At 34.1% G+C, this 20,923-nt stretch carries 19 protein-coding genes; 9 read left to right on the top strand and 10 right to left on the bottom strand.

Going from position 1 to position 20,923, the window contains the following annotated elements; translation table 11 throughout:
- Nucleotides 1-312 precede the first annotated feature (312 nt).
- The 3 genes from BLS90_RS01000 to BLS90_RS00990 form a co-directional block, all read right to left on the bottom strand.
- Nucleotides 313-1,290 (bottom strand): ribonucleotide-diphosphate reductase subunit beta, encoded by a 978-nt coding sequence (locus BLS90_RS01000; protein WP_091253992.1) that lies wholly within the window; start codon nt 1,288-1,290, stop codon nt 313-315.
- Nucleotides 1,291-1,552: 262 nt separating this feature from the next.
- Complete coding sequence (locus tag BLS90_RS00995; protein ID WP_091253989.1) at nt 1,553-2,119, bottom strand: DUF3109 family protein; 567 nt, start codon at nt 2,117-2,119, stop codon at nt 1,553-1,555.
- Between the two features lie 232 nt (nt 2,120-2,351).
- Nucleotides 2,352-3,017: a hypothetical protein gene (locus tag BLS90_RS00990; RefSeq protein ID WP_091253985.1), complete on the bottom strand. Its 666-nt coding sequence runs from the start codon at nt 3,015-3,017 to the stop codon at nt 2,352-2,354.
- Between the two features lie 189 nt (nt 3,018-3,206).
- Between BLS90_RS00990 and BLS90_RS00985 the strand changes: the two genes are divergently transcribed.
- From BLS90_RS00985 to BLS90_RS00975, 3 genes are all read left to right on the top strand, one after another.
- On the top strand, nt 3,207-3,782 hold the full coding sequence (locus tag BLS90_RS00985; RefSeq protein ID WP_394331016.1) for a MarC family protein: 576 nt from the start codon (nt 3,207-3,209) through the stop codon (nt 3,780-3,782).
- A 123-nt stretch (nt 3,783-3,905) separates the two neighbouring features.
- Nucleotides 3,906-4,106 (top strand): hypothetical protein, encoded by a 201-nt coding sequence (locus BLS90_RS00980; RefSeq protein WP_091253982.1) that lies wholly within the window; start codon nt 3,906-3,908, stop codon nt 4,104-4,106.
- A gap of 5 nt (nt 4,107-4,111) precedes the next feature.
- On the top strand, nt 4,112-4,717 hold the full coding sequence (locus BLS90_RS00975; protein WP_091253979.1) for an FAD-dependent oxidoreductase: 606 nt from the start codon (nt 4,112-4,114) through the stop codon (nt 4,715-4,717).
- A gap of 5 nt (nt 4,718-4,722) precedes the next feature.
- Here BLS90_RS00975 and BLS90_RS16735 read toward each other — a convergent pair whose 3' ends face one another.
- From BLS90_RS16735 to BLS90_RS00960, 4 genes are all read right to left on the bottom strand, one after another.
- Nucleotides 4,723-4,884 (bottom strand): hypothetical protein, encoded by a 162-nt coding sequence (locus BLS90_RS16735; protein WP_175455408.1) that lies wholly within the window; start codon nt 4,882-4,884, stop codon nt 4,723-4,725.
- Nucleotides 4,885-4,924: 40 nt separating this feature from the next.
- Nucleotides 4,925-6,499: a S41 family peptidase gene (locus BLS90_RS00970; protein WP_091253975.1), complete on the bottom strand. Its 1,575-nt coding sequence runs from the start codon at nt 6,497-6,499 to the stop codon at nt 4,925-4,927.
- A gap of 64 nt (nt 6,500-6,563) precedes the next feature.
- Nucleotides 6,564-6,995: a deoxycytidylate deaminase gene (locus BLS90_RS00965; protein WP_091253972.1), complete on the bottom strand. Its 432-nt coding sequence runs from the start codon at nt 6,993-6,995 to the stop codon at nt 6,564-6,566.
- 2 nt (nt 6,996-6,997) lie between these two features.
- Entirely contained in the window at nt 6,998-7,591 is a 594-nt protein-coding gene (locus BLS90_RS00960) for a HupE/UreJ family protein (protein ID WP_091253969.1), read from the bottom strand.
- A 179-nt stretch (nt 7,592-7,770) separates the two neighbouring features.
- Between BLS90_RS00960 and BLS90_RS00955 the strand changes: the two genes are divergently transcribed.
- Entirely contained in the window at nt 7,771-8,202 is a 432-nt protein-coding gene (locus tag BLS90_RS00955; protein WP_091253966.1) for a TerB family tellurite resistance protein, read from the top strand.
- 47 nt (nt 8,203-8,249) lie between these two features.
- On the opposite strand, the gene fbp is transcribed toward BLS90_RS00955, so the two are convergent.
- Complete coding sequence (gene fbp / locus BLS90_RS00950; protein ID WP_091253963.1) at nt 8,250-9,269, bottom strand: class 1 fructose-bisphosphatase; 1,020 nt, start codon at nt 9,267-9,269, stop codon at nt 8,250-8,252.
- Nucleotides 9,270-9,526: 257 nt separating this feature from the next.
- Between fbp and BLS90_RS00945 the strand changes: the two genes are divergently transcribed.
- The 4 genes from BLS90_RS00945 to BLS90_RS00930 all read left to right on the top strand — a co-directional run bounded on the left by BLS90_RS00945 (nt 9,527) and on the right by BLS90_RS00930 (nt 16,144).
- Nucleotides 9,527-10,036, top strand: a complete 510-nt coding sequence (locus BLS90_RS00945) for a GNAT family N-acetyltransferase (RefSeq protein WP_091253959.1) — start codon at nt 9,527-9,529, stop codon at nt 10,034-10,036.
- Between the two features lie 57 nt (nt 10,037-10,093).
- Nucleotides 10,094-11,350 carry an aspartate kinase gene (locus BLS90_RS00940; protein WP_091253956.1) on the top strand — a complete coding sequence of 419 codons (1,257 nt, stop codon included), beginning with the start codon at nt 10,094-10,096 and terminating at the stop codon, nt 11,348-11,350.
- Between the two features lie 186 nt (nt 11,351-11,536).
- A complete protein-coding gene (locus BLS90_RS00935; protein ID WP_091253950.1) occupies nt 11,537-14,980 on the top strand; it encodes a hypothetical protein in 3,444 nt (1,147 codons plus the stop codon).
- Between the two features lie 96 nt (nt 14,981-15,076).
- Nucleotides 15,077-16,144: a glycosyltransferase gene (locus tag BLS90_RS00930; RefSeq protein ID WP_091253946.1), complete on the top strand. Its 1,068-nt coding sequence runs from the start codon at nt 15,077-15,079 to the stop codon at nt 16,142-16,144.
- A 67-nt stretch (nt 16,145-16,211) separates the two neighbouring features.
- On the opposite strand, the gene BLS90_RS00925 is transcribed toward BLS90_RS00930, so the two are convergent.
- Both BLS90_RS00925 and BLS90_RS00920 read right to left on the bottom strand, forming a co-directional pair.
- Nucleotides 16,212-17,273, bottom strand: a complete 1,062-nt coding sequence (locus BLS90_RS00925; RefSeq protein ID WP_091253943.1) for a sensor histidine kinase — start codon at nt 17,271-17,273, stop codon at nt 16,212-16,214.
- Complete coding sequence (locus BLS90_RS00920) at nt 17,274-17,957, bottom strand: response regulator transcription factor (protein WP_073352552.1); 684 nt, start codon at nt 17,955-17,957, stop codon at nt 17,274-17,276. It lies immediately after the preceding gene.
- Nucleotides 17,958-18,134: 177 nt separating this feature from the next.
- On the opposite strand from BLS90_RS00920, the gene BLS90_RS00915 reads away from it, so the two are divergent.
- Nucleotides 18,135-20,915 (top strand): TonB-dependent receptor, encoded by a 2,781-nt coding sequence (locus BLS90_RS00915; protein WP_091253939.1) that lies wholly within the window; start codon nt 18,135-18,137, stop codon nt 20,913-20,915.
- Nucleotides 20,916-20,923 lie beyond the last annotated feature (8 nt).

The following is a 20,923-nucleotide window of genomic DNA, read 5'->3' as shown; positions in this document are numbered from 1 at the left end:
TTTTTAAAAACAGAAAATCCCTTCGCTGTTTTTCGTTATTTGTAATTTATACTGAATTTGTTTCAGCATCTTTTTTGGAGCTATTTCCAGCTATCCATTGCAATCTTTCTAGTCCTGAAATTGTTTCAGGATCCTGAAACAAGTTCAGGACTAGAAAGGATTTCCACTACTATCTGGGCTAGTGCAACAGTAGTAGGAAGAAATTCAGTAAAGTATTAAGACTTCAAAATGTTTTTTTTAAAACATTAAGATATTTAGAAAAATTAAGCCAAAACTTAACAAACCTTAATTCCTTACTAATTTAAAAAAAAATTAAAAATCTGCGTCAAAAGATATTTTTTGAGCCTGAGTATCCGTATTCATTACTCCTGACTTTTGATATTCAGCCACCTTCTTTTCAAAGAAGTTTGTTTTCCCTTGAAGCGAAATCATATCCATAAAATCAAATGGATTCGTCGTGTTGTATTCTCTGTCACAACCTAATTCAACTAATAATCTATCAGCAACAAATTCTAAATACTGTGTCATCAACACCGCATTCATTCCAATCAAACTAACCGGAAGTGATTCTGTGATAAATTCTCTTTCAATATGCAAAGCATCCACAATAATACTTCTTATTCTTTCTTTTGGCACTTTATTCACTAAGTGATGATTGTGTAAATGCACGGCAAAATCGCAGTGAACGCCTTCATCACGAGAAATCAATTCGTTAGAAAACGTCAATCCTGGCATTAATCCGCGTTTTTTCAACCAGTAAATAGAACAAAATGCTCCTGAAAAGAAAATTCCTTCTACCGCAGCAAATGCAATCAATCTTTCGGCAAACGAATCCGATTCAATCCATTTCAAAGCCCAGTCCGCTTTTTTCTTAATTGCAGGAAAAACTTCTAAGGCATTGAACAATTCATCTTTCTCTGCTTCATCTTTTACATAAGTGTCAATTAATAGCGAATAGGTTTCGCTATGAATATTTTCCATCATGATTTGAAAACCATAGAAGAATTTTGCTTCGGCGTATTGTACTTCGTTTACGAAATTCTCCGCTAAATTTTCATTTACAATTCCATCTGAAGCAGCAAAAAATGCCAAAATGTGCTTCACAAAATAACGCTCTTCATCAGAAAGTTTGTTATTCCAATCATTTAAATCTTGAGACAAATCTATTTCTTCTGCAGTCCAGAAACTGGCTTCCATTTTCTTATACCATTCCCAGATATCATGATGTTTAATTGGAAAAATCACAAAACGATTTTTATTTTCTTGTAAAATTGGTTCAACTTGCGTCATAATATAATAGTTTATTTTTTGAAATTTTAACGAAATTTTAAGTTTTTCGTGAGTTACAAAGATTGTGAAATATTGCCGAAATTAAAAGCCAAACTTATTCACAATCCTGTTTAGTTTTTAACAAATAGAAAAAGCAGGATAGTTTTCATACAAATTTTAAAGCACTCAAAATGAGTGATTTAAAAAATTAAAACACCTAGGAAGTACCGTAAAATATAGGATTTTTAAAATGCAATACTAAGGAAAAGAGTTTTTTTGAAAATTATTTTTTCAGGTCTGCAGCTACCTTTTCAAGCTCAGCATACCAGTCTTCACCAAACCTTCTAACCAAGGCTTCTTTGACAAATTTATACACTGGTACTTCGAGTTCTTGACCTAAAGAACACGCTGGATCACAAATATCCCATTTGTCATAGTTAACAGCAGCAAACTCGGTAAAATCTTTTACACGAATGGGATACAAATGACAAGAAACTGGTTTTTTCCAATCAATAATACCTTGATTGTGCGCTTGCTCAATACCACACAATGCGGTTTTACCATCAAAAATCACATAGGCGCAATCTTTGTTATCAATTAAGGGCGTCTCAAGCTCTCCGTCGGTGCCTTTTACCCAAGTGCCCTGCGCTTCAATAGCAGCAATTCCTTGTTTTCGTAAAAACGGTTTGATCTTTGGATATATGGATTCGAGGATTTGAGTTTCCTCCAGACTTAAAGGCGCTCCGGCGTCGCCGTCTACACAGCAAGCACCTTTACAAGCGGTTAAATTACAAACAAAATCTTTTTCGAGTAAGTCTTCTGAGACGATGGTTTTTCCTAGTTGAAACATTTGACAAAGGTATTCAAAGAAATCCAAACAAGCACTTCAGCAAATCATAAATTCGCAAACAAAACCAGATAAATTACAAACCAAATTACAGGAATGTATAATCCGATTTAACAAATGAACTGGCTTTTTTATCTAAACTAATGCAGGTCATCGTGGTAATTTGACCTTGATTTTTTAAATCTTTCATGCTCGCAGTCATCATTAAAGGTTTATCTCCTGGTTTAAAATAACTTTACAAAATAGCTGGATTTTTTTGCTTTTGCTGGGCGCTAAACAAATCCGAAAGACTCACTTCGGCTTCATTGGTATAATAAAAAACCATGGCGAAATCTTTACTCATAGCTTGAATTCCCTTACAATTATAACCCCTAATTATTTTATTGGGAAGTTTTTTATATGAAAATGCTTCGTTTTCCTTTTCATTCTCTTTCTCTGTCTTATCAGAATAATCGGGTATTTTACTTGCGATAGCAACCTTTTTACTTTCTTGCTTAAAAGTGGTAATGATCAACTTGTTTTTATTATCAATAAGCATAAACATTTCTTGAGAATCTCTCATTTTAAAACCAAAATATTCCGCACTAGGTTCCAAAAAATAATCTACAATCATCGCTTTTTCACTTACACTTTGAATTTCTAAGGAATACTGCCAACTGAACGCATAGGAATTTGGAACTAATGCGGCATCCACTTTATTTTTACCATAAGCCATCGCCATGGCGTCAGCATTCAAAATGGTGTCTAAGGATTTTTCCGTTTCTTCTTGTGCTTTATCCGCTGCTTTCTGTGCAAGTTTGTCTTCTACTTTTCTTTGCAATTTTTTTAAAATTTGGGCTTCTACTCCATCGCAAAAAAGCACTAAAAATACGACACTACAAACTCCAACTATCTTTTTCATAATACTACTTTTTTTAAAAAAAACAAATTTAAAATTTGATTTTCAGATAGTTACGTTTTGTATTAAAAAATAGTACAAGAAAAAGAAGGCTTTTTTTACAGCAAAAAAACTACTTCCATAAATTAAAATTTTACCTAGCCTCTAACCAAACAAAATTCAATACTTTTGCATTTAAGAGAAATAGAAATTATGGAATTTGATATTAGAGAAATAATCACAGTTGGAATGGTGCTTTTTGCAGTAATTGACATCGTGGGATCGATCCCGATTATTGTTGATTTAAGGGCAAAACACGGACATATTGAATCTGAAAAAGCCGCTATTGTCGCTGCAGTCATCATGATTGTTTTTCTTTTTGCTGGAGAGGAGCTTTTAAAATTAATTGGAATTGATGTAAACTCTTTTGCAGTGGCAGGTTCGTTTGTTTTGTTTTTTCTGGCGTTAGAAATGATTTTAGGAATACGGATTTACCGTGATGAAGAAGCAAGCTCAGCCTCCATTGTGCCTTTGGCATTTCCACTGATTGCAGGAGCTGGAACCATGACTACTTTACTTTCCTTGCGCTCTCAATTTTACACAATTAATATTGTGATTGCCATAATCTTGAATATTATTTTGGTTTACATTGTTTTAAAATCATCCTCAAAAATTGAAAAAATGCTAGGAGAGAATGGCCTTGGAGTCATAAGAAAGACTTTTGGTGTAGTACTTCTGGCTATTGCTGTTAAATTATTCGCTGCGAATGTTAAAGGTTTGTTTGTCTAAAATATATTTTCCTAAATTTACCCCATAATGTTACACTTTAAAAACAATTAGATTTTAGGGAGTTTTACTTCAGTGTAAAAACCCAACAATCTGTTTCTTGAAAAACAAAAACGATAACGTATTATGAAAATTTTCACTAACATCTTGGTGTTTTTAGCAGTCGCTCTAATCCTATTTAATATTACTTTGCTGGATTTTAGAAATCCATTCCAAGGAGAGAGTGCTGTTGCTTTCATTGGAATAGCGGCGTCTTTTTGCGCTGTAATGATTTTGTTGATCTTTAGAATATCCAAAAGAATCGAAGAAAAAACCAATGAAAAGTAATCATTGTGTTTGATGTTTTAATTATTGGAGGCGGGGTTTCAGGTATGTCATGCGCCCTGGTTTTGGGTTCCGCAAAAAACAAATCTTTTGTAGCTACTAAAAAAATTGGTGTTTTTACCCATCAAAAAACAGCTTCTCTTCAAGAAGCTTTATTCAATAACGCATACGGAATTCCTGCTGGAACGCTAGGATCTGACTTGCTGAAAACAAGCACTAAACAGCTCTCTGATTCCTATCCACATGTGATACAAATTCCTGCTGAAAAAGTCCTTGCAATTGATGGCGAATTTCCGGAATTTACCATTACCACAAATAGAACTACCTATAAAACTAGAACCATCGTAATTGGAGTTGGTGCCGCAAATACTTTTTCCATACAAGGTTTGTTGCAGTTTGTTGAACCTCACCAAAAATCTCTTCCAGAAAAACAAAGGATACAGTTAAAAAATAAAGATCACAAAGTGGCTGAAGGGATTTATGTAACTGGAACTTTAGCAGGCTGGAGAAGCCAACTGTCAATCGCAGCAGGCAGTGGCGCAGCGGTTGCAACAGACATTCTTACGTTGTGGAATAACGGTGTACAAACGCATGTTCACGATAGTATTCGATAGAAAAATTAATCGTTCAATTTTAAACTATTTATTATCTCAACAATAGTATCTGGATCCGTCTCAACTTTCTTTAGAATAGCTTTAATTCCTTCAATATCTTTCTTTTTTGTACAAGTGTCAAAATCAATAGAAAGTCCTCCGATGTACAAGCGTTCCTTACCAGTCATTCCAAAATAGATATTTTTAATCAGGGAGATTTACTGTGTTTTATTTCTGCTTTAAAATTCTTTTTACCATGGCATCTTCAGTCAATACAATTTCATAATAATAGCTTTCACCATATAATTGTCGTGCAAACTCAGCCGTTAAATAGCGTTTAACCAACGATTTGCTTTTTCCAAAATTCAAATCTAATCCATTGCCAAAAATAAATTTCTGAAAAGCGTTGAAATATACATCAGTACCCTTCATTTGAGTCTGAAACTGATCAAAAGATAAGCCTTTAAAAGCACCTCTATTTTTATCCAATTGTTCGAAAACAAAATTACCCACGATTCCAGATTGCAGCAAATAGGCCGTACTCTCATTTCCATGTTCTACTTCAAGAGGAACAAAAATATCGGGTACAATACCGCCTCCGCCATATACTAATTTACCTTTTTTTGTCTTAAATTTTATTGTATCTGAGACTTTTATGCTGTCTTTTTCAAATAATTCTCCATTTTCAAAACGCGCTTCTGATTCTTTAAAATAAGCTTCATTTCCCTTAGAATATGGTTTTTGAATCGAGCGACCTGTGGGCGTGTAATATCTTGCAATGGTCAAGCGGACTGCGGAACCATCTGCAAAATCCATTTCTCGCTGTACCAATCCTTTTCCAAATGAACGGCGTCCTACAATAGTTCCCCTATCATTGTCTTGAATCGCACCCGCCAGAATTTCACTAGCTGACGCACTATTTTCGTTGATTAAAATAAAGACATTCCCTTTCTCAAAATTCCCCGTCGCAGTTGCGAATGTTTTGTCAATAGTCCCATTTTTGCTTTTGGTAAAAACAATGAGTTGTTGGTTTGGTAATAGTTCATCCGCAATTGCTATAGCTTCTTCCATATAGCCTCCACCATTATCCCGAACATCAATAACTAATGTTTTCGCCCCCTGTGCTTTGAGTTTTCCTAAACCTATCATAAACTCGCGATACGTGGTTTCGGCAAATCTATTGATCTTTATATATCCCGTAGTTCTATTTAAAAGTAAAGCAACATCAACACTTTTTATAGGAATAACATCCCTTTTAATTCTTACTTTTAATTTTTTACGCTCTGATTTTCTATAAACAGTAAGCTCAATATCAGAACCTACTGATCCTTTCAATTTAGCATACAAGCTGTCAGTAGGCAATTTTCGACCAAATAATTTAGTTTTATCAGCATACAAGATTCGATCTCCGGATTGTATTCCTGCTTTTGCCGAAGGTCCGTCGGCTACTGGTTTTATTACTGCAACAGAATCTTTATACATGTAAAAATTCACGCCAATACCCACAAAATTACCCTTCATACTCTCTGCCACCTCCAGCTGTTCACTAGGTGGTATGTAAACAGAATGCGGATCAAGTTTTGCCAAAATATTATCGACCGTAAGATTTACAATAGAATCTGTATTGACATCATCAACATATTCGTTATCAATGAAATCAATGAGTTTATTGAGCTTGCTTTTTGAATTGTTTTTGACTAAGTAATCCGCTGTATTAGGAAAATTCAATAATCCACCCAACACAATGCCCATGGCGAATGTGGAGAAAATAAGAATGGGTAAATATTTAGCGCTAAATTTCATTTGAAGATCCAATTAATTTGTAATTAAAGACAGCGAGGTCTTTCTTCTAGAACTTACTCCCTACTTATTCTTCTAATACTGGAATGTGCTCTACCTCAACTCCCGCTTTTATCAAAAACTGAATTCCAGAATCATCCCGATATCCGTTATGATAGACTACTCTTTTAATTCCGGACTGGTGAATCAATTTACTACATTCCTTGCAAGGTGAAAGTGTAATATATAAGGTAGCTCCTTCACAGGATTGTGTAGAACGGGCTACTTTTAAAATTGCATTTGCCTCGGCATGTAAAACATCCCAGCGCGTTAATCCTTCGTTATCCTCACAACAATTTTCAAAACCAGTAGGCGTTCCGTTATAACCATCAGAAATAATCATACGATCACGCACAATAATTGCGCCAACTTGTTTGCGTTTGCAATAAGAAAGAAGACTCCATTCCTTAGCTATTCTAAGGTAGGCTTTATCGTATTTATTTAATTTTTTTTCGTTCATTTCTATCTCTTCCAGATTTCACTTTCTACAATCATTGGTATCACTATTCCTATTATAAACGCTGACATGACAAGAGTCCAATCGCGTTTCGAGAATCGAAAAAAGGTTTGAAGGATATACGACAATATTAAAACGACAAAAACGACTACAATCTGAGCCGCCTCAATCCCTAAAGCAAATTCACCTAAAGGCAACACTTTAGATGTCGCGCTTCCTCCTAGAATTGATTTGAAGTAATTTGAAAACCCCAAACCATGAATTATCCCAAAGAAGAGTGTGATAAAAAACACTAGATTGATACTTTCTTTTTTATTGTTTTTTCCTGCCGTAAAAAGATTAAATAGCGCTGTTATTAAAATTGTTATTGGAATTAACAACTCGACGACGTTTACTTTTATAGCAATTATGCCAAAAACGGAGAGTAACAAAGCCATTGTATGACCAACAGTGAAAAGGGTTACTAAAAGAACCACGCGTTTCCAATCCTTGAAAGAGAATGGAACTGCAAGCGCTATTAAAAATAAAACATGATCATAAGCATGAATATCTAAAACGTGTTTTAATCCTATTTGAAAGTAAATCCAAAATTCTGACATCAGTAAAATATTAGGTTGATAAAGGGGTTGTAAACTTACGATTAATTTTGAAAATGTATCCTTTGAATATTTAAATAAATAGAATTCTGAGGAGAACTTAGCAAAAGAAAAAAATTAAAAAAATTAAAATCAATAATTTAAAAATAGATTTATCTTTGTAAGATATAAAACCAATAATTATGTCATTTTCAGATTTATTTGATAGCGAATTTAAGCAAAGAAATAGAGGCCATTTTTCATCAATTGTCCGTGTAGCACTTACTGACGAGAAGTTTTCTCCAGAGGAAAAAGCATTTTTAGACAAACTGGCAGTTCGATTAGAAATTTCTCCAGCAGAATATGAGGAAATCCTTGAAAATCCTTTAAAATATCCAATCAACCCTCCCTATTTGTACGAGCAAAGAATAGAGCGTTTGTATGATTTAGCACGAATTGTTCATGTTGATCATCATTTAGGAGACAAACAGGAATTACTCCTTAGAAAAATTGGTGTAGGTATCGGATTTAATGTTGACAACATACAGTACATTGTAGATAAAGCTCTTAAATTAGTAGATAAAGAAGTAGATTTAGATACTTTTATTTTTGAAATGCAAAGCATGAATAAATAGTAAAAGTGATAAAAAAAGCTTCCGCCATAGCGGAAGCTTTTTGCTTTCTAGTATTTGCTTAATTTTGCTTTATGCATAAATTCTTCCGCTTTTTCTACCATATTTAAGCTTCCACAGAAAAAAGGTACCCGTTGATGCAGTTCTGTTGGTTCAATTTCCATTATTCTATCAAATCCATCTGATGCTTTTCCGCCTGCTTGCTCCACGATAAAGGCTAACGGATTACACTCATACAAAAGTCTTAATTTCCCATTTGGTGCTTTAGAACTTGTTGGATATAAATAAATCCCTCCTTTGATCATATTTCGATGAAAATCAGAAACTAAACTGCCAATGTATCGAGAAGTATAAGGTCTGTCCCCTTCTTCAAGTTGACAATATTTGATATAATCTTTAACTCCTTGTGGAAAATGAACATAATTCCCCTCGTTAATTGAATAAATATGTCCGTCTGTTGGGAAATGCATTTTTGGATGCGACAAATAAAAGGTTCCGATAGCTGGATTCAGCGTAAATCCATTGACTCCATGTCCTGTAGTGTAAACTAACATCGTTGAAGTTCCGTAAATCACATATCCTGCAGCTACTTGATTGATTCCCGGTTGTAAAAAATCTTCCATTGTAACTGGAGTACCTATTGGAGTGATTCTCCTATACACTGAAAATATTGTTCCAACAGAAACATTTACATCAATGTTAGATGACCCGTCAAGTGGATCCATTAACACGACGTATTTGTTATTATGACTGTTATCACTTCCTTCAACAGTGATAAAATCATCATTTTCTTCAGAAGCAATGCCACATACTATTTCCCGGTTGATTAACGTTTGGATAAAAACTTCGTTAGCGTAAACATCGAGTTTTTGCTGATCTTCGCCTTGAATATTTTGTTCCCCTGCTGCTCCAACAATATCTACCAGACCCGCTTTATTTACTTTGTAGTTGACCACTTTGGCAGCCAAACGGATGGAGTTAATAATTCGGGATAATTCGCCTGACGAATACTGAAAGGCATTTTGATTTTCAATTATAAATTCTCCTAGTGTTTTGTTGCGTTCTTCCATTACGAAATCGATGTAGTTAATTTGAAGTCACAAATATCGTTTTTTTTGTGAAAATGATTTGAATAATATGAACTTAGTTTATCACTATTGTATATTTGCTGAATAAAACATAAATTTAATAGGTATAGATCTAGTTTTATTGCGTTTTTGAATCAATAAAATAAAATATTATGAAATGAACCTTTTTTGGAGTTGGACACGAACCATGCAAAAAACGGTGAATTTCTTAGCCTTACAATTACAAATACATCCCTCACATGAATATTAGAAAAGGTACTCCCAATGATATGGCGGCGGTTTTGGGTCTAATTCAAGAATTAGCTGCATTTGAAAAAGAACCGGATGCTGTTCTTGTAACTGTGAACGATTTAATTCGCGATGGTTTTGGCCCAGTTCCTCTCTTTCATGTTTTTGTAGCAGAAATCGAAAATGACTCGAGCGCTAATCCAGAAGTAAAGCAAATAGTAGGTATTGCATTGTATTACTACCGCTTTTCAACTTGGAAAGGAAAAACAATCCACTTAGAAGATTTAGTAGTTAAAGAGACAATGCGTGGCACCGGGTTAGGCTATGCTTTGTATTCTGAAATCATAAAACAAGGCAAGAAGGATCAGGTTCGGCGAGTAGAATGGAACGTATTAGACTGGAATACTCCTGCAATTGAATTTTATGAAAAATCTGGAGCTAAGGTTCTTCGTGATTGGTACGTGGTACAAATGGATGAAGCAGAAATCAACGATTTTGTTGAAAATAAAATAAGAAAATAAATTTCTAGGCCCACTTGAAAGTTAGGTTTTAGAGTTCAAAATAATGGAATTTATAGTATGAGAGTATTCAAATTTGGTGGCGCTTCCGTAAAAGATGCCGAAGGAATTAAAAACGTATATGACGTTCTTCAAAAAGTGGGTTATGAAGATGTCCTGCTTGTGGTTTCTGCTATGGGAAAAACGACGAATGCACTGGAACTGGTAATTAAAAATTATTTCGATAAATCGGCTGAATTAAATTCATCGGTACAGGAAGTAAAAAAATACCACAATCAAATTTTGTTGGATTTATTTGAAGACGAGAAAAATCAAGTTTTAGCATCGGTAAACACACAATTTGCTGATTTGGAATATTTCTTGGCCCACAATAAATCTCCAAATTATAATTTTGTTTACGATCAAATTGTTAGTTATGGCGAGTTAATTTCGACGACTATTCTAAGCCACTTTATGAGTTTCATGGGCATTAAAACGCAATGGCTGGATGTTCGTAATTTTATAAAAACGGATGCCAATTACAGAGATGCCGAAGTAGATTGGGAATTGACACAAAAGAATATTGCCAAAAACGTAAAACGTAAAATACTGAATATCACACAAGGTTTCTTGGGTTCAGACGAGAATAATTTTACAACCACTTTAGGTCGGGAAGGTTCTGATTATACTGCGGCAATTTTTGCCTATTGCTTGAATGCAGAAAGCGTAACCATCTGGAAAGATGTTCCTGGAGTAATGAATGCCGATCCAAGATATTTTGAAAATACAAGTCTATTAAATCAAATTTCGTATCGTGAAGCCATTGAATTAGCATTCTATGGCGCAACTGTTATTCACCCAAAAACGTTACAGCCGCTACAAAAAAAGGAAATTCCTTTATTTGTAAAGTCCTTTATAAATCCTTTATTAAAAGGAACTAGTGTATCTAAAGGCGTTGATTTAGAACCTTATTTACCTTGTTTTATTGTCAAAAGGAACCAACTTTTGATTTCGCTATCTTCTATAGATTTCTCTTTTATCATGGAAGAAAACATCAGCGAAATTTTTGCTTTGTTTCACCAATTTAAACTAAAGGTAAACTTAATCCAGAATTCAGCTATTAGTTTCTCTGTCTGTGTTGAAGATAAATTCGACAATTTCAAAACACTAAATACCATTTTATCTAAAAAATTCAAAGTAGAATACAATGAAAATGTGACGTTATACACGATTAGGCATTTCAATGATTCAGCAGCACAAACAGTGGAGAAAGGCAAAGTAGTTTTGCTGAAGCAAGTCAGTCGGGAAACCATGCAAGTCGTGACCAAAGAAGTTTAAACATGCGGTACAACTTTTAATAACGGGCATCAAAATAAATTTTTGATGCCCGTTATTTTTTAAGTCCATAAAAAGACCCAAAAAAGGGATTTTATGACTTCATTGAAATCCAAATTTTCTGAGAAATACATTTTCTGATTATCAAATTATAAATACTACTTTTGATACTTTTGAGTTAAAGTATTTATGTTTAAAAAATTACTTTTTTGGATTCTAATCAGTTGTTTTTCTGGGCTTCACGCACAGCAAACCAATTCGTTGTACAAAACCAAAAAAATCTTTCCTAGACGCGACACCATTCACATTGAAAATGAAAGTATTAATTCTAGTTTTTTCAAATTGCTTGACGCCAATGGCAAACGCATTGACAGTACTTTATTTATAGTAAATTTTGCTAAAGGAACTTTACTTTTAAAAGAAAATAGCATTTTCAGCTCGGATTCCCTCACATTACAGTATTTAAAATTTCCAGAGTTATTGATTAAAGAATACCGAATCTACAAACCCAGCAAAGTGGTGAGTAATGAAGCTGGATTAGGTGATTTATATGTTATAGACAACAAAAACACAAAAAAGAATATTCCTTTTGACGGATTGAATACTTCGGGGAGTATTACGCGAGGTGTGACTATAGGGAACAACCAAAATGCTGTTTTGAACTCTAATCTTGATTTACAAATCACAGGAAAAATTTCAGAAAAAGTGAGTTTGAGAGCTTCGATCCAAGACAGTAATATTCCGCTGCAAGACGGTGGCTACTCTCAAAAATTAGATCAGTTTGACAATATTTTTATGGAATTATTCAGCGACGAATGGAACATACGTGCTGGTGATATTTTTCTAGAAAATAATAAAACGCAATTCCTAAATTTCAATAAAAAAGTCCAAGGCCTAGCCACAAACTTCAACTTTGGAACCGCAGCAAATAAAACGAATGTGTTTGCATCAGCAGCATTAGTGCGCGGCCAATATGCCAAAAGTAATATTGTAGGACAGGAAGGTAATCAAGGTCCGTACAAATTAAAAGGACAAAATGGCGAATTGTACGTTTTAGTCGTTTCCGGTTCAGAGCGGGTTTATGTCAACGGAATTTTATTAAAAAGAGGTGAAAACAATGACTACACCATAGATTACAATGCGGGCGAAATAGTATTTACACCGCTTTTTACTATCACTTCCGAAATGCGGATTGCTATAGAATACCAATATTCTGACAGGAATTACACGCGTTTTGTAACCTACGCCGGAGCAACCCATGAAAACAAAACATGGAGTTTTGGAGGCTATTTGTATTCAGAAAATGATTTAAAAAACCAACCTTTACAACAAAACCTTTCTCCTGAACAAGCCCAAATATTAGTCAGTGCCGGAGACGATCCCAATTTAATGACAGCACCATCTGCCTACGGTGACACCTACTCTGAGAACAAAGTGCTCTATCGAAAAACAATAAGCAATACTGTAGAATTGTTCGAATATTCAAATGACCCTCAACAGGAATTATTCAATGTGCGTTTTACTCTTGTAGGCGCAAATAATGGAAATTACGTTCTGTCTAATGCAGCTACAATAACCCGAGTTTATGAATTCATTGCTCCTATAAACGGGATTCCTCAAGGAAATTACGAACCTATTATCCAACTAATTGCACCCACGAAAGTACAAGTGGCAACGTTTTTAGGAAAATATAAACCTACTGAAAGAACAGCTGTTGACTTTGAAATTGGGATTAGCAACAATGATAAAAATTTATTTTCGTCCATTGACGATGCAAATAATAAAGGCTTAGCCGGAAAAATAAATGCCAAGCAACGCATTTTTTCTAAGAGATGGCAAATGGATGCTTTCGCTAATTATCAATTTATCCAGAGCGAATTTAGATCCGTGGAACGAATTTATAAAATCGAATTTGATCGGGATTGGAACTTAGGGACAGCTGCCATTGGAAATCAAAGTTTACTCGTTACCGGATTGCAATTGGATTTAAATCCAAAACCAAAATCTAATGACAAAGGACTGCTTGTCTATCAGTTTGAAAAACTAGATTTTTCTGAAAATTTCTCGGGTAGCAGGCACGTTTTTAATGGATTATTTCAAGTGAAAAATTGGACCTTTCAAAATCAAGGAAGCTATCTTAAAAGTGACGCTAGCCTTTTAGTATCCCAATTTTTAAGAAACCAGTCTCAAGTGCGATTTCACTTTGATAAAACCTGGGTTGGATCCACTTTGCGATTAGAGAACAATCAGGAAAAAGATAAAATAACAAATCAATTTTCGGCCTTGAGCCAAAAATTCACAGAGTATGGTCTGTACGCTGGACGTGGCGATAGCACCAAGGTTTTTTTTGAATTAGGCTATTTAAGAAGAGTGAATGATAGTTTGCAATCGACAAGTTTAGGGAGTTTGATTCAACGCGTTAATTCCTCACATACGCTATTGCTAAAATCCAAATTGATTCAAACTAATAAAAGTGATTTATCCATTTATGCCAATTATAGAGTTTTGGCTTTTGTAGATGCAACAAGAAAAAAAGAACCTACACTAAACTCCAGAATAGTGTACACGGATCGTTTTTTCAATCAATTAGTACAAAGCACAACGGTTTATGAAACGAATTCAGGAAGCATTCCGCAACAAGAATTTACGTATCTGGAAGTATCCGCGGGCCAAGGCGTTTATACTTGGAATGATTATAACGGCAATGGGATTCAGGAGTTACAGGAGTTTGAAATTGCGCCGTTTATCGATCAGGCAAAATTCATTCGCGTTTTTTTACCCAATAGGATTTATATAAAAACACATCAAAATAAGTTCTCACAATCCCTAACCTTAAATCCAAATCAATGGCAAAACGAAAAAGGATTGAAAAAGTTACTCTCCTATTTTTATAATCAGACAGCCTTTATAATCGACAGAAAAAATAGAAATGAAGGTGCTAATTTTGAATTAAACCCCTTTAGTGGATCTGAGGAGAACGTGTTGGGATTAAACTCGAGTTTACGAAACAGTTTGTTTTACAACCGAGGGAAGCAAAAACACTCGACAACTTATTCATACTTCGCAAACAAAACTAAAAACTTATTATCCATCGGTTCACAGGAAGCCGAAAACAATTCGCATCAATTGCAGTACAATCATTTACATCAAAAAAGCTGGCTTTTTGGTTTTTTTGCCAAAACCATTCACACCACCATTCAATCGGAGAATTTCCCCGAGAAAAACTTTGATATCAACGGCTATCAATTGGCTCCAAAAATTAGTTATTTGTTTTCCAAAAGTACCAGTTGGGATCTTTTTTATGAACTACAAAGGAAAGAAAATCAGATAGGCGTGTCAGAAACACTGTTGCAAAACCGTTTTGGAACTGCTTTTTCGTATGCAGGAACTAAAAAATTCACAATGAACGGGGAGGTTTCTTTTTACCAAAATAAATTTGAAGGAAATGAATTCTCTGCTGTTGGATTTCAAATGCTAGAGGGATTACAAACGGGACAAAACTTGACGTGGAGATTGCTTTTGCAAAAAAACATTACACAATATTTAGATATAAATTTTAATTACCAAGGTCGAAAAAGTGAAACAAGCCAAGCCATTCATACCGGAAACGTTCAACTTAGAGCTTACTTTTAGTAGCGTAACTTAATGGTTTGATAATACCTTAGCAATATATAAAACGGGTTCATTGTCTAACTTTAAAATAAAAAACAGTAACTCTATCTATCGTAAATGGATTTAAGAACAAACCAAAAAACCATACTAATTGCACCATTAAATTGGGGATTAGGTCACGCTACCCGATGTATTCCTATCATTAAGGCGTTGTTAGAAAATAATTATACGCCCATAATTGCATCCGACGGAATTGCACTGGCATTACTAAAAAAAGAATTTCCTAACGTACTAGCCTTAGAACTTCCCTCCTACCAGATAGAATATGCTAAAAATGGTAAAAATTTTAAATGGAAATTATTTATAAACTGTTCGAAAACCATTAAAGCCATTCGAAAAGAAAAAATAATAGTTGAAAATTGGATTAATAAATACGGCATTAACGGCATTATTTCAGACAATAGATTAGGCGTTTTCAGCAAGAAAGTGCCATCCGTTTACATCACGCACCAATTGAATGTAATGACAGGAAACACGACGTGGTTAACGAGTAAAATACATCAATATGTTATAAAAAAATACACGGAATGCTGGGTTCCAGACCTTGCAGGTTCGCAAAATTTAAGTGGAGAATTAGGCCATGTTGACCATTTAAACCTCCCTATAAGATACATAGGTCCATTAAGCCGATTACAAAAGAAACTCACCCCAAAAAAATACGACTTATTGATTATTCTTTCAGGACCGGAACCTCAACGGGGTATATTGGAAAAATATTTAAAAAAAGAAATCCTCCAATTCAAAGGAACAGTAATTTTCATTGAAGGAAATATAGAATCGGAGCAGAAAATTGTTGTAAAAGAACATGTATCTTATTACAACTTCATGAATTCAACAGAACTGGAACAAGCTTTTAACGAAAGTGAAATGGTCTTATGCCGCTCTGGTTACACTACTATAATGGATCTTGTACAGCTGAGAAAAAAAGCTTTTTTCATCCCTACTCCAGGGCAATACGAACAAGAGTATCTAGCCAAAAAACTAAAGAAAGAAGGCTTGATTCCTTATGCTAATCAAGATGATTTTAAAATGAAGGACATTCAAGAAATCCAAGAATATAAAGGATTACCTCGATTGCAGACAACTATTGAATGGCCTGTTTTATTTCAAGTTTTTGAAAAATAACTGACTGTTTTAAAACAAAAAAACCGATTCCTATGAAACGGTTTTCCAAAATACAAAACGGGTAACGCTAGTTTAATTTTTTGATGGCTTTTGCTTTTTCAAGCGTAAAAGAAAATTCAGATCCAACGCCAATGGTGCTGTCAATATAAATTTTCTCATCGTGCGCCTCAATAATGTGCTTTACGATGGATAACCCCAATCCAGAGCCCCCTTCTGTTCTTGCGCCACTTTTATCAACGCGGTAAAAACGTTCAAAAAGTCTTGGAATATTTTTTTTCTCTATTCCTTCACCGTTATCGGTTACTCTAATGATCACTTTTTTATCCGTTAAATCTTCGATGCTCACCTCGGTTGATCCTTTTTCTTTTCCGTATTTAATCGAATTTACAATCAGATTCATGACTGCTTGCTGAATTTTTTCTTGATCGCCAACCACCATCACTGGCTTATTGTATTTCATATCAAACATCAATAGGATATCTTTTTTGGAAGCTTTCATTTCCAACAAATCAAAAACATTTTGAATTAGTTTAACAATATCAAACTCGGCGATTTCTAAATTCAGTTCTCCAATTTCAAGTTTAGATATCATATCTAAATCCTGTACAATGTAGATGAGTCTTTCCACCCCTTTTTCAGCGCGTTCTAAGTATTTTTTGCGAATTGTTTTATCGTTCATCGCCCCATCAAGTAAGGTTGACAAATAACCTTGAACCATAAAAAGAGGTGTTTTTAGTTCATGAGAAACGTTACCAAGAAACTCTCGTCTATATTCTTCCCTAACTTTTAAGGTTTCTATTTCCAGTTTTTTATCGGTAGCAAATTTTTTGACTTCACGTGTAAGTGTCGCCATATCGGTTGTTATCGGTTGATTTCTAAAAGTGCTTGACTCTAGTAAAGAAACATCATCGTATATTTTTTTAACCTTTTTATAAATGAACCGTTCCACCCGATATTGAATAACGATAAAAGAGAATGTTGCTATAGCGAATGCAAAAATCAAGCTAAAGCGATACGAAAAGGTAAAAAATGAATAGGTCAGAAAACTAACCAATCCTGTAGAAAAAAGAGTAATGTATAGCGCCGACTTCACGGCAAAGCGGTATGTTTTTTTAAAATTTATTGTCATTTATACTTCAAACTTGTATCCAACTCCTTTTATTGTCTTGAATAATTCTTCACCAATTTTTTCTCTCAATTTTCTGATGTGTACATCTATCGTTCTTCCACCAACAACGACTTCGTTACCCCAAACTTTATCTAAAATTTCATCTCGTTTGAATACTTTTCCTGGTTTTGAAGCCAATAGATAAAACAGTTCAAATTCTTTTCTAGGCAATGCAATTTCGATATTGTCCTTTACAATTTTGTATTCTTCGCGATTAATTTCGATACCGCCAACATTCAGTGTTTCGCTATTTTGTTCTTTCTCTTTCAAACGACGCAACAAGGCTTTTACTTTGCTGACTAATAATTTAGGCTTGATTGGTTTTGTAATATAATCATCCGCACCGGCATCAAAACCAGCTACTTGAGAATAATCTTCACTTCTAGCCGTTAAGAAAGTGATAAGTACATTACTGAGCTCTGGAATTTTACGAATGTTCTCACACGCCTCCATGCCATCCATTTCTGGCATCATGACATCCATTATAATAAGGTCTGGAATTTCCTTTTTGGCTTTGGCTATAGCTTCTTTACCATTTGCCGCTGTAATGATCTGATATCCTTCCTGAGAAAGGTTGTACCCTACAATTTCTAAAATATCCGGCTCATCGTCAACTAATAGAATCTTGGTGTTTTTTTTCTTCATAAAGCGTCAAAAATTTATTTTGCAATGTAAATGTAAACATAAATGAGGTATTGAAAAGCTGTTAACAGTAATTTAATATTGGAGTGACTTGGAGGTCCAAAACAAAACATAACCATAACAAACCAATAACTTACGTTTCACATTTCAGGCGTTACTTTGCAAAAAAATTAAAACCAAATGAAATTCAAGTTACTATTTTTCACGTTATTACTAACAGCTGTTTCTTTTTCACAGAATAAAGGAACTATTACTGGAACGTTAACAGACAAAGATGATAATAATCAGTCCTTACCTTTTGCTAACGTTCTTCTTAAAGGAACTAGCATAGGAACTAATACTGATATTGATGGTAAATACACTTTAAAAGTGTTACCTGGAAGCTATACATTACAATTTAGCTTTGTAGGTTATGAATCAGTAGAGATTCCTGTAACAGTGATTGCCAACGAAACTATAACAGTAAGCAAAGCGCTGGGTTCTGCTGGATATAAATTAGAAGACGTTGTAGTGCGATCTACAGTAAGTAGAGAAAAGGAAACGGCTCTTTTATTAGATCAAAAACAAGCGGTCGTGATAAAACAAAGTATCGGTTCACAAGAAATGGCTCGTAAAGGGGTAAGCGATGTTGAGGAAGGATTAACGAAAATTACCGGAATTACCAAAGTGGACGGAAGAGGTTTATTTATTAGAGGTTTAGAAGACCGCTATAATAACTTGTTGATAAACGATCTACAATCCCCTTCAAATAGTCCTTTCAAAAAAATTATTCCTTTGGATTTATTTCCTACTGACGTTGTAGGAGTTTTAAATGTATACAAAACTTTCAATCCTAATATTTCAGGAGATTTTGCTGGAGCGACTGTCAATATTGAAACACCTCAGCCGAAAAATATTACAAAATTGAATATCGGTTTTGGTTATACCACAAACAACAACCTTGAAGCATTTTTGCTAGCCGATGACGCAAATTCTACTAAAGGAACTTTAGGAATGCTTGGGAATGACAGAGCACTTCCTAGTGCTTTTGGCGCTGTTCCGAATGGTGTAGAACTTTCTCCTTCAGAATATGAAAACGGTTTTGGTAAAAAATCATGGGATGTAAATAATACAAAAAGTCCTTTGAATTCAAGTATCGGATTTTTACATGCTCAAAAATTCAATCTTAAAAACGAAAGTAATATAAGTTACATTATGTCTTTCAATTTTGATAACAAATACTCCTACAGAGAAGGTGTAGACAGAACCTTCAACCTTGGACAGAGCAATTACGATAATAACTTATACAACAAACAATATAGTTATCAGACTACTTTTTCTGGATTAGCTGGATTGAAATACAAAACAAACCGATTCAACTTAAACTTTAATACTTTTTTAATTAAAGCAACTGACAGTAAAATTCAAGATCAAATAGGATATGTTAATAGTGGCGCCAATATTACCGATAATCTTATCCGAATGAACCAATATGAGGAATCTAAGTATTGGAATACTCAATTATTTGGAGACTATAAGCTAACCGAAGATGGTAAACATTCCCTTAAAGCGGGAGGTTCTTATGTGAAAACTTCATTCCAACAGCCCGACCGAAAATTCATTACAGGTCGAGTAAATAACGATCAAATTGAAATGATATACGGTGGTAATAATTTAAACCGTCAATATCTTGACGTAAAAGGAAACTTTTATTACTCGTCTCTTTTGGAATATAATCTAAAATTTGGAGATCAAGAAGAATCCAATTTATTGTCAATAGGATACAATAGCTCCCTAAATGACATGCAGTCTACTTATCGATTCTTTTCAGGAAAAAGTAGAACTAATACACAACCTTACAATGCAAATGTCAACACTATTAGCGAGAATATCAATCAAGACATAAACAATGGGATTGTATATGTTAAAGAGGAATCAAATGGTGATTATAAAGTCAAATTGAATCAGTTCGTTAATGCTGGCTACTTCAATTTGTTTATGAATTTTGGAGAGAAATGGGATTTAAATGCTGGGATTAGAGCAGAGAGTTCTACACGTGAAATAAAATATAGAGAACAAGGAGATCCTTTTGGAAGTGCTTACCGCAAAAAAACGGATGACAAACTTGACATCTTACCTTCTGTAAATGCAAAACGTATTTTGAATGATAACAGTAATCTTAGACTTTCATTAGCAAAAACAATAACTAGACCTGTTGCTGTAGAGTTGTTGCCAATCAATTACATTAATGCTGACGGAACTTCAGAAAGTGGGAATAAAGATTTGAAGGATAGTGAAAACTACAATGTTGATTTCAAATACGAATTGTTCCCTAATAACAAAGAAATGTTCGCAGTAGGAGTATTTGGAAAAATGATTAACAATCCAATTGAAAGAGTTTTCAAACCAACTGCAAATAGTGGTGGCCAGATTACTACTTTTAAAAACTCCGAACAAGCCGTAATTTATGGTGCTGAAATAGAAATGTTGCTCCAATTGAGTAGAATAAATGAATCACTTTCTAATTTCTCTCTAGGTTTCAACACATCATTAATGAGTACTGATGTTAAAATTGATCTTAAAAAACAAGGAAATGAATTAGAAAATAGTACCAACCGTAAATTACAAGGTGCATCAAGTTGGTTAATTAATTCCGATTTAAAGTATGATTTCATTCTTAACAAAGATTGGAAAAACTCTATGACCTTAGTGTATAACGTTTATGGAGATAGAATCTTTGCTGTAGGTTCTTCAGGAATTGATCATATCTACGAGAAATCTTTTAGTAAATTAGATTTTGTCTGGACAAATTCTATTTCCAAAAGTATTGAACTTAAATTTGGAATAGACAATATACTAAATCCAAGTTATAAGAAAGAGTTAGGGAGTAAAAGTACTTTGAACATTACAGAAGATTCTCTAATTTTAAGAGAATTCAAAAAGGGTGTAGGGTTCTCCTTTAACATTGGATATACATTTTAAGACTAAAA

Source organism: Flavobacterium omnivorum, from assembly GCF_900099915.1.
Taxonomy (GTDB): Bacteria; Bacteroidota; Bacteroidia; order Flavobacteriales; family Flavobacteriaceae; genus Flavobacterium; species Flavobacterium omnivorum.
This window is presented reverse-complemented; position numbering and strand designations above follow the sequence as displayed.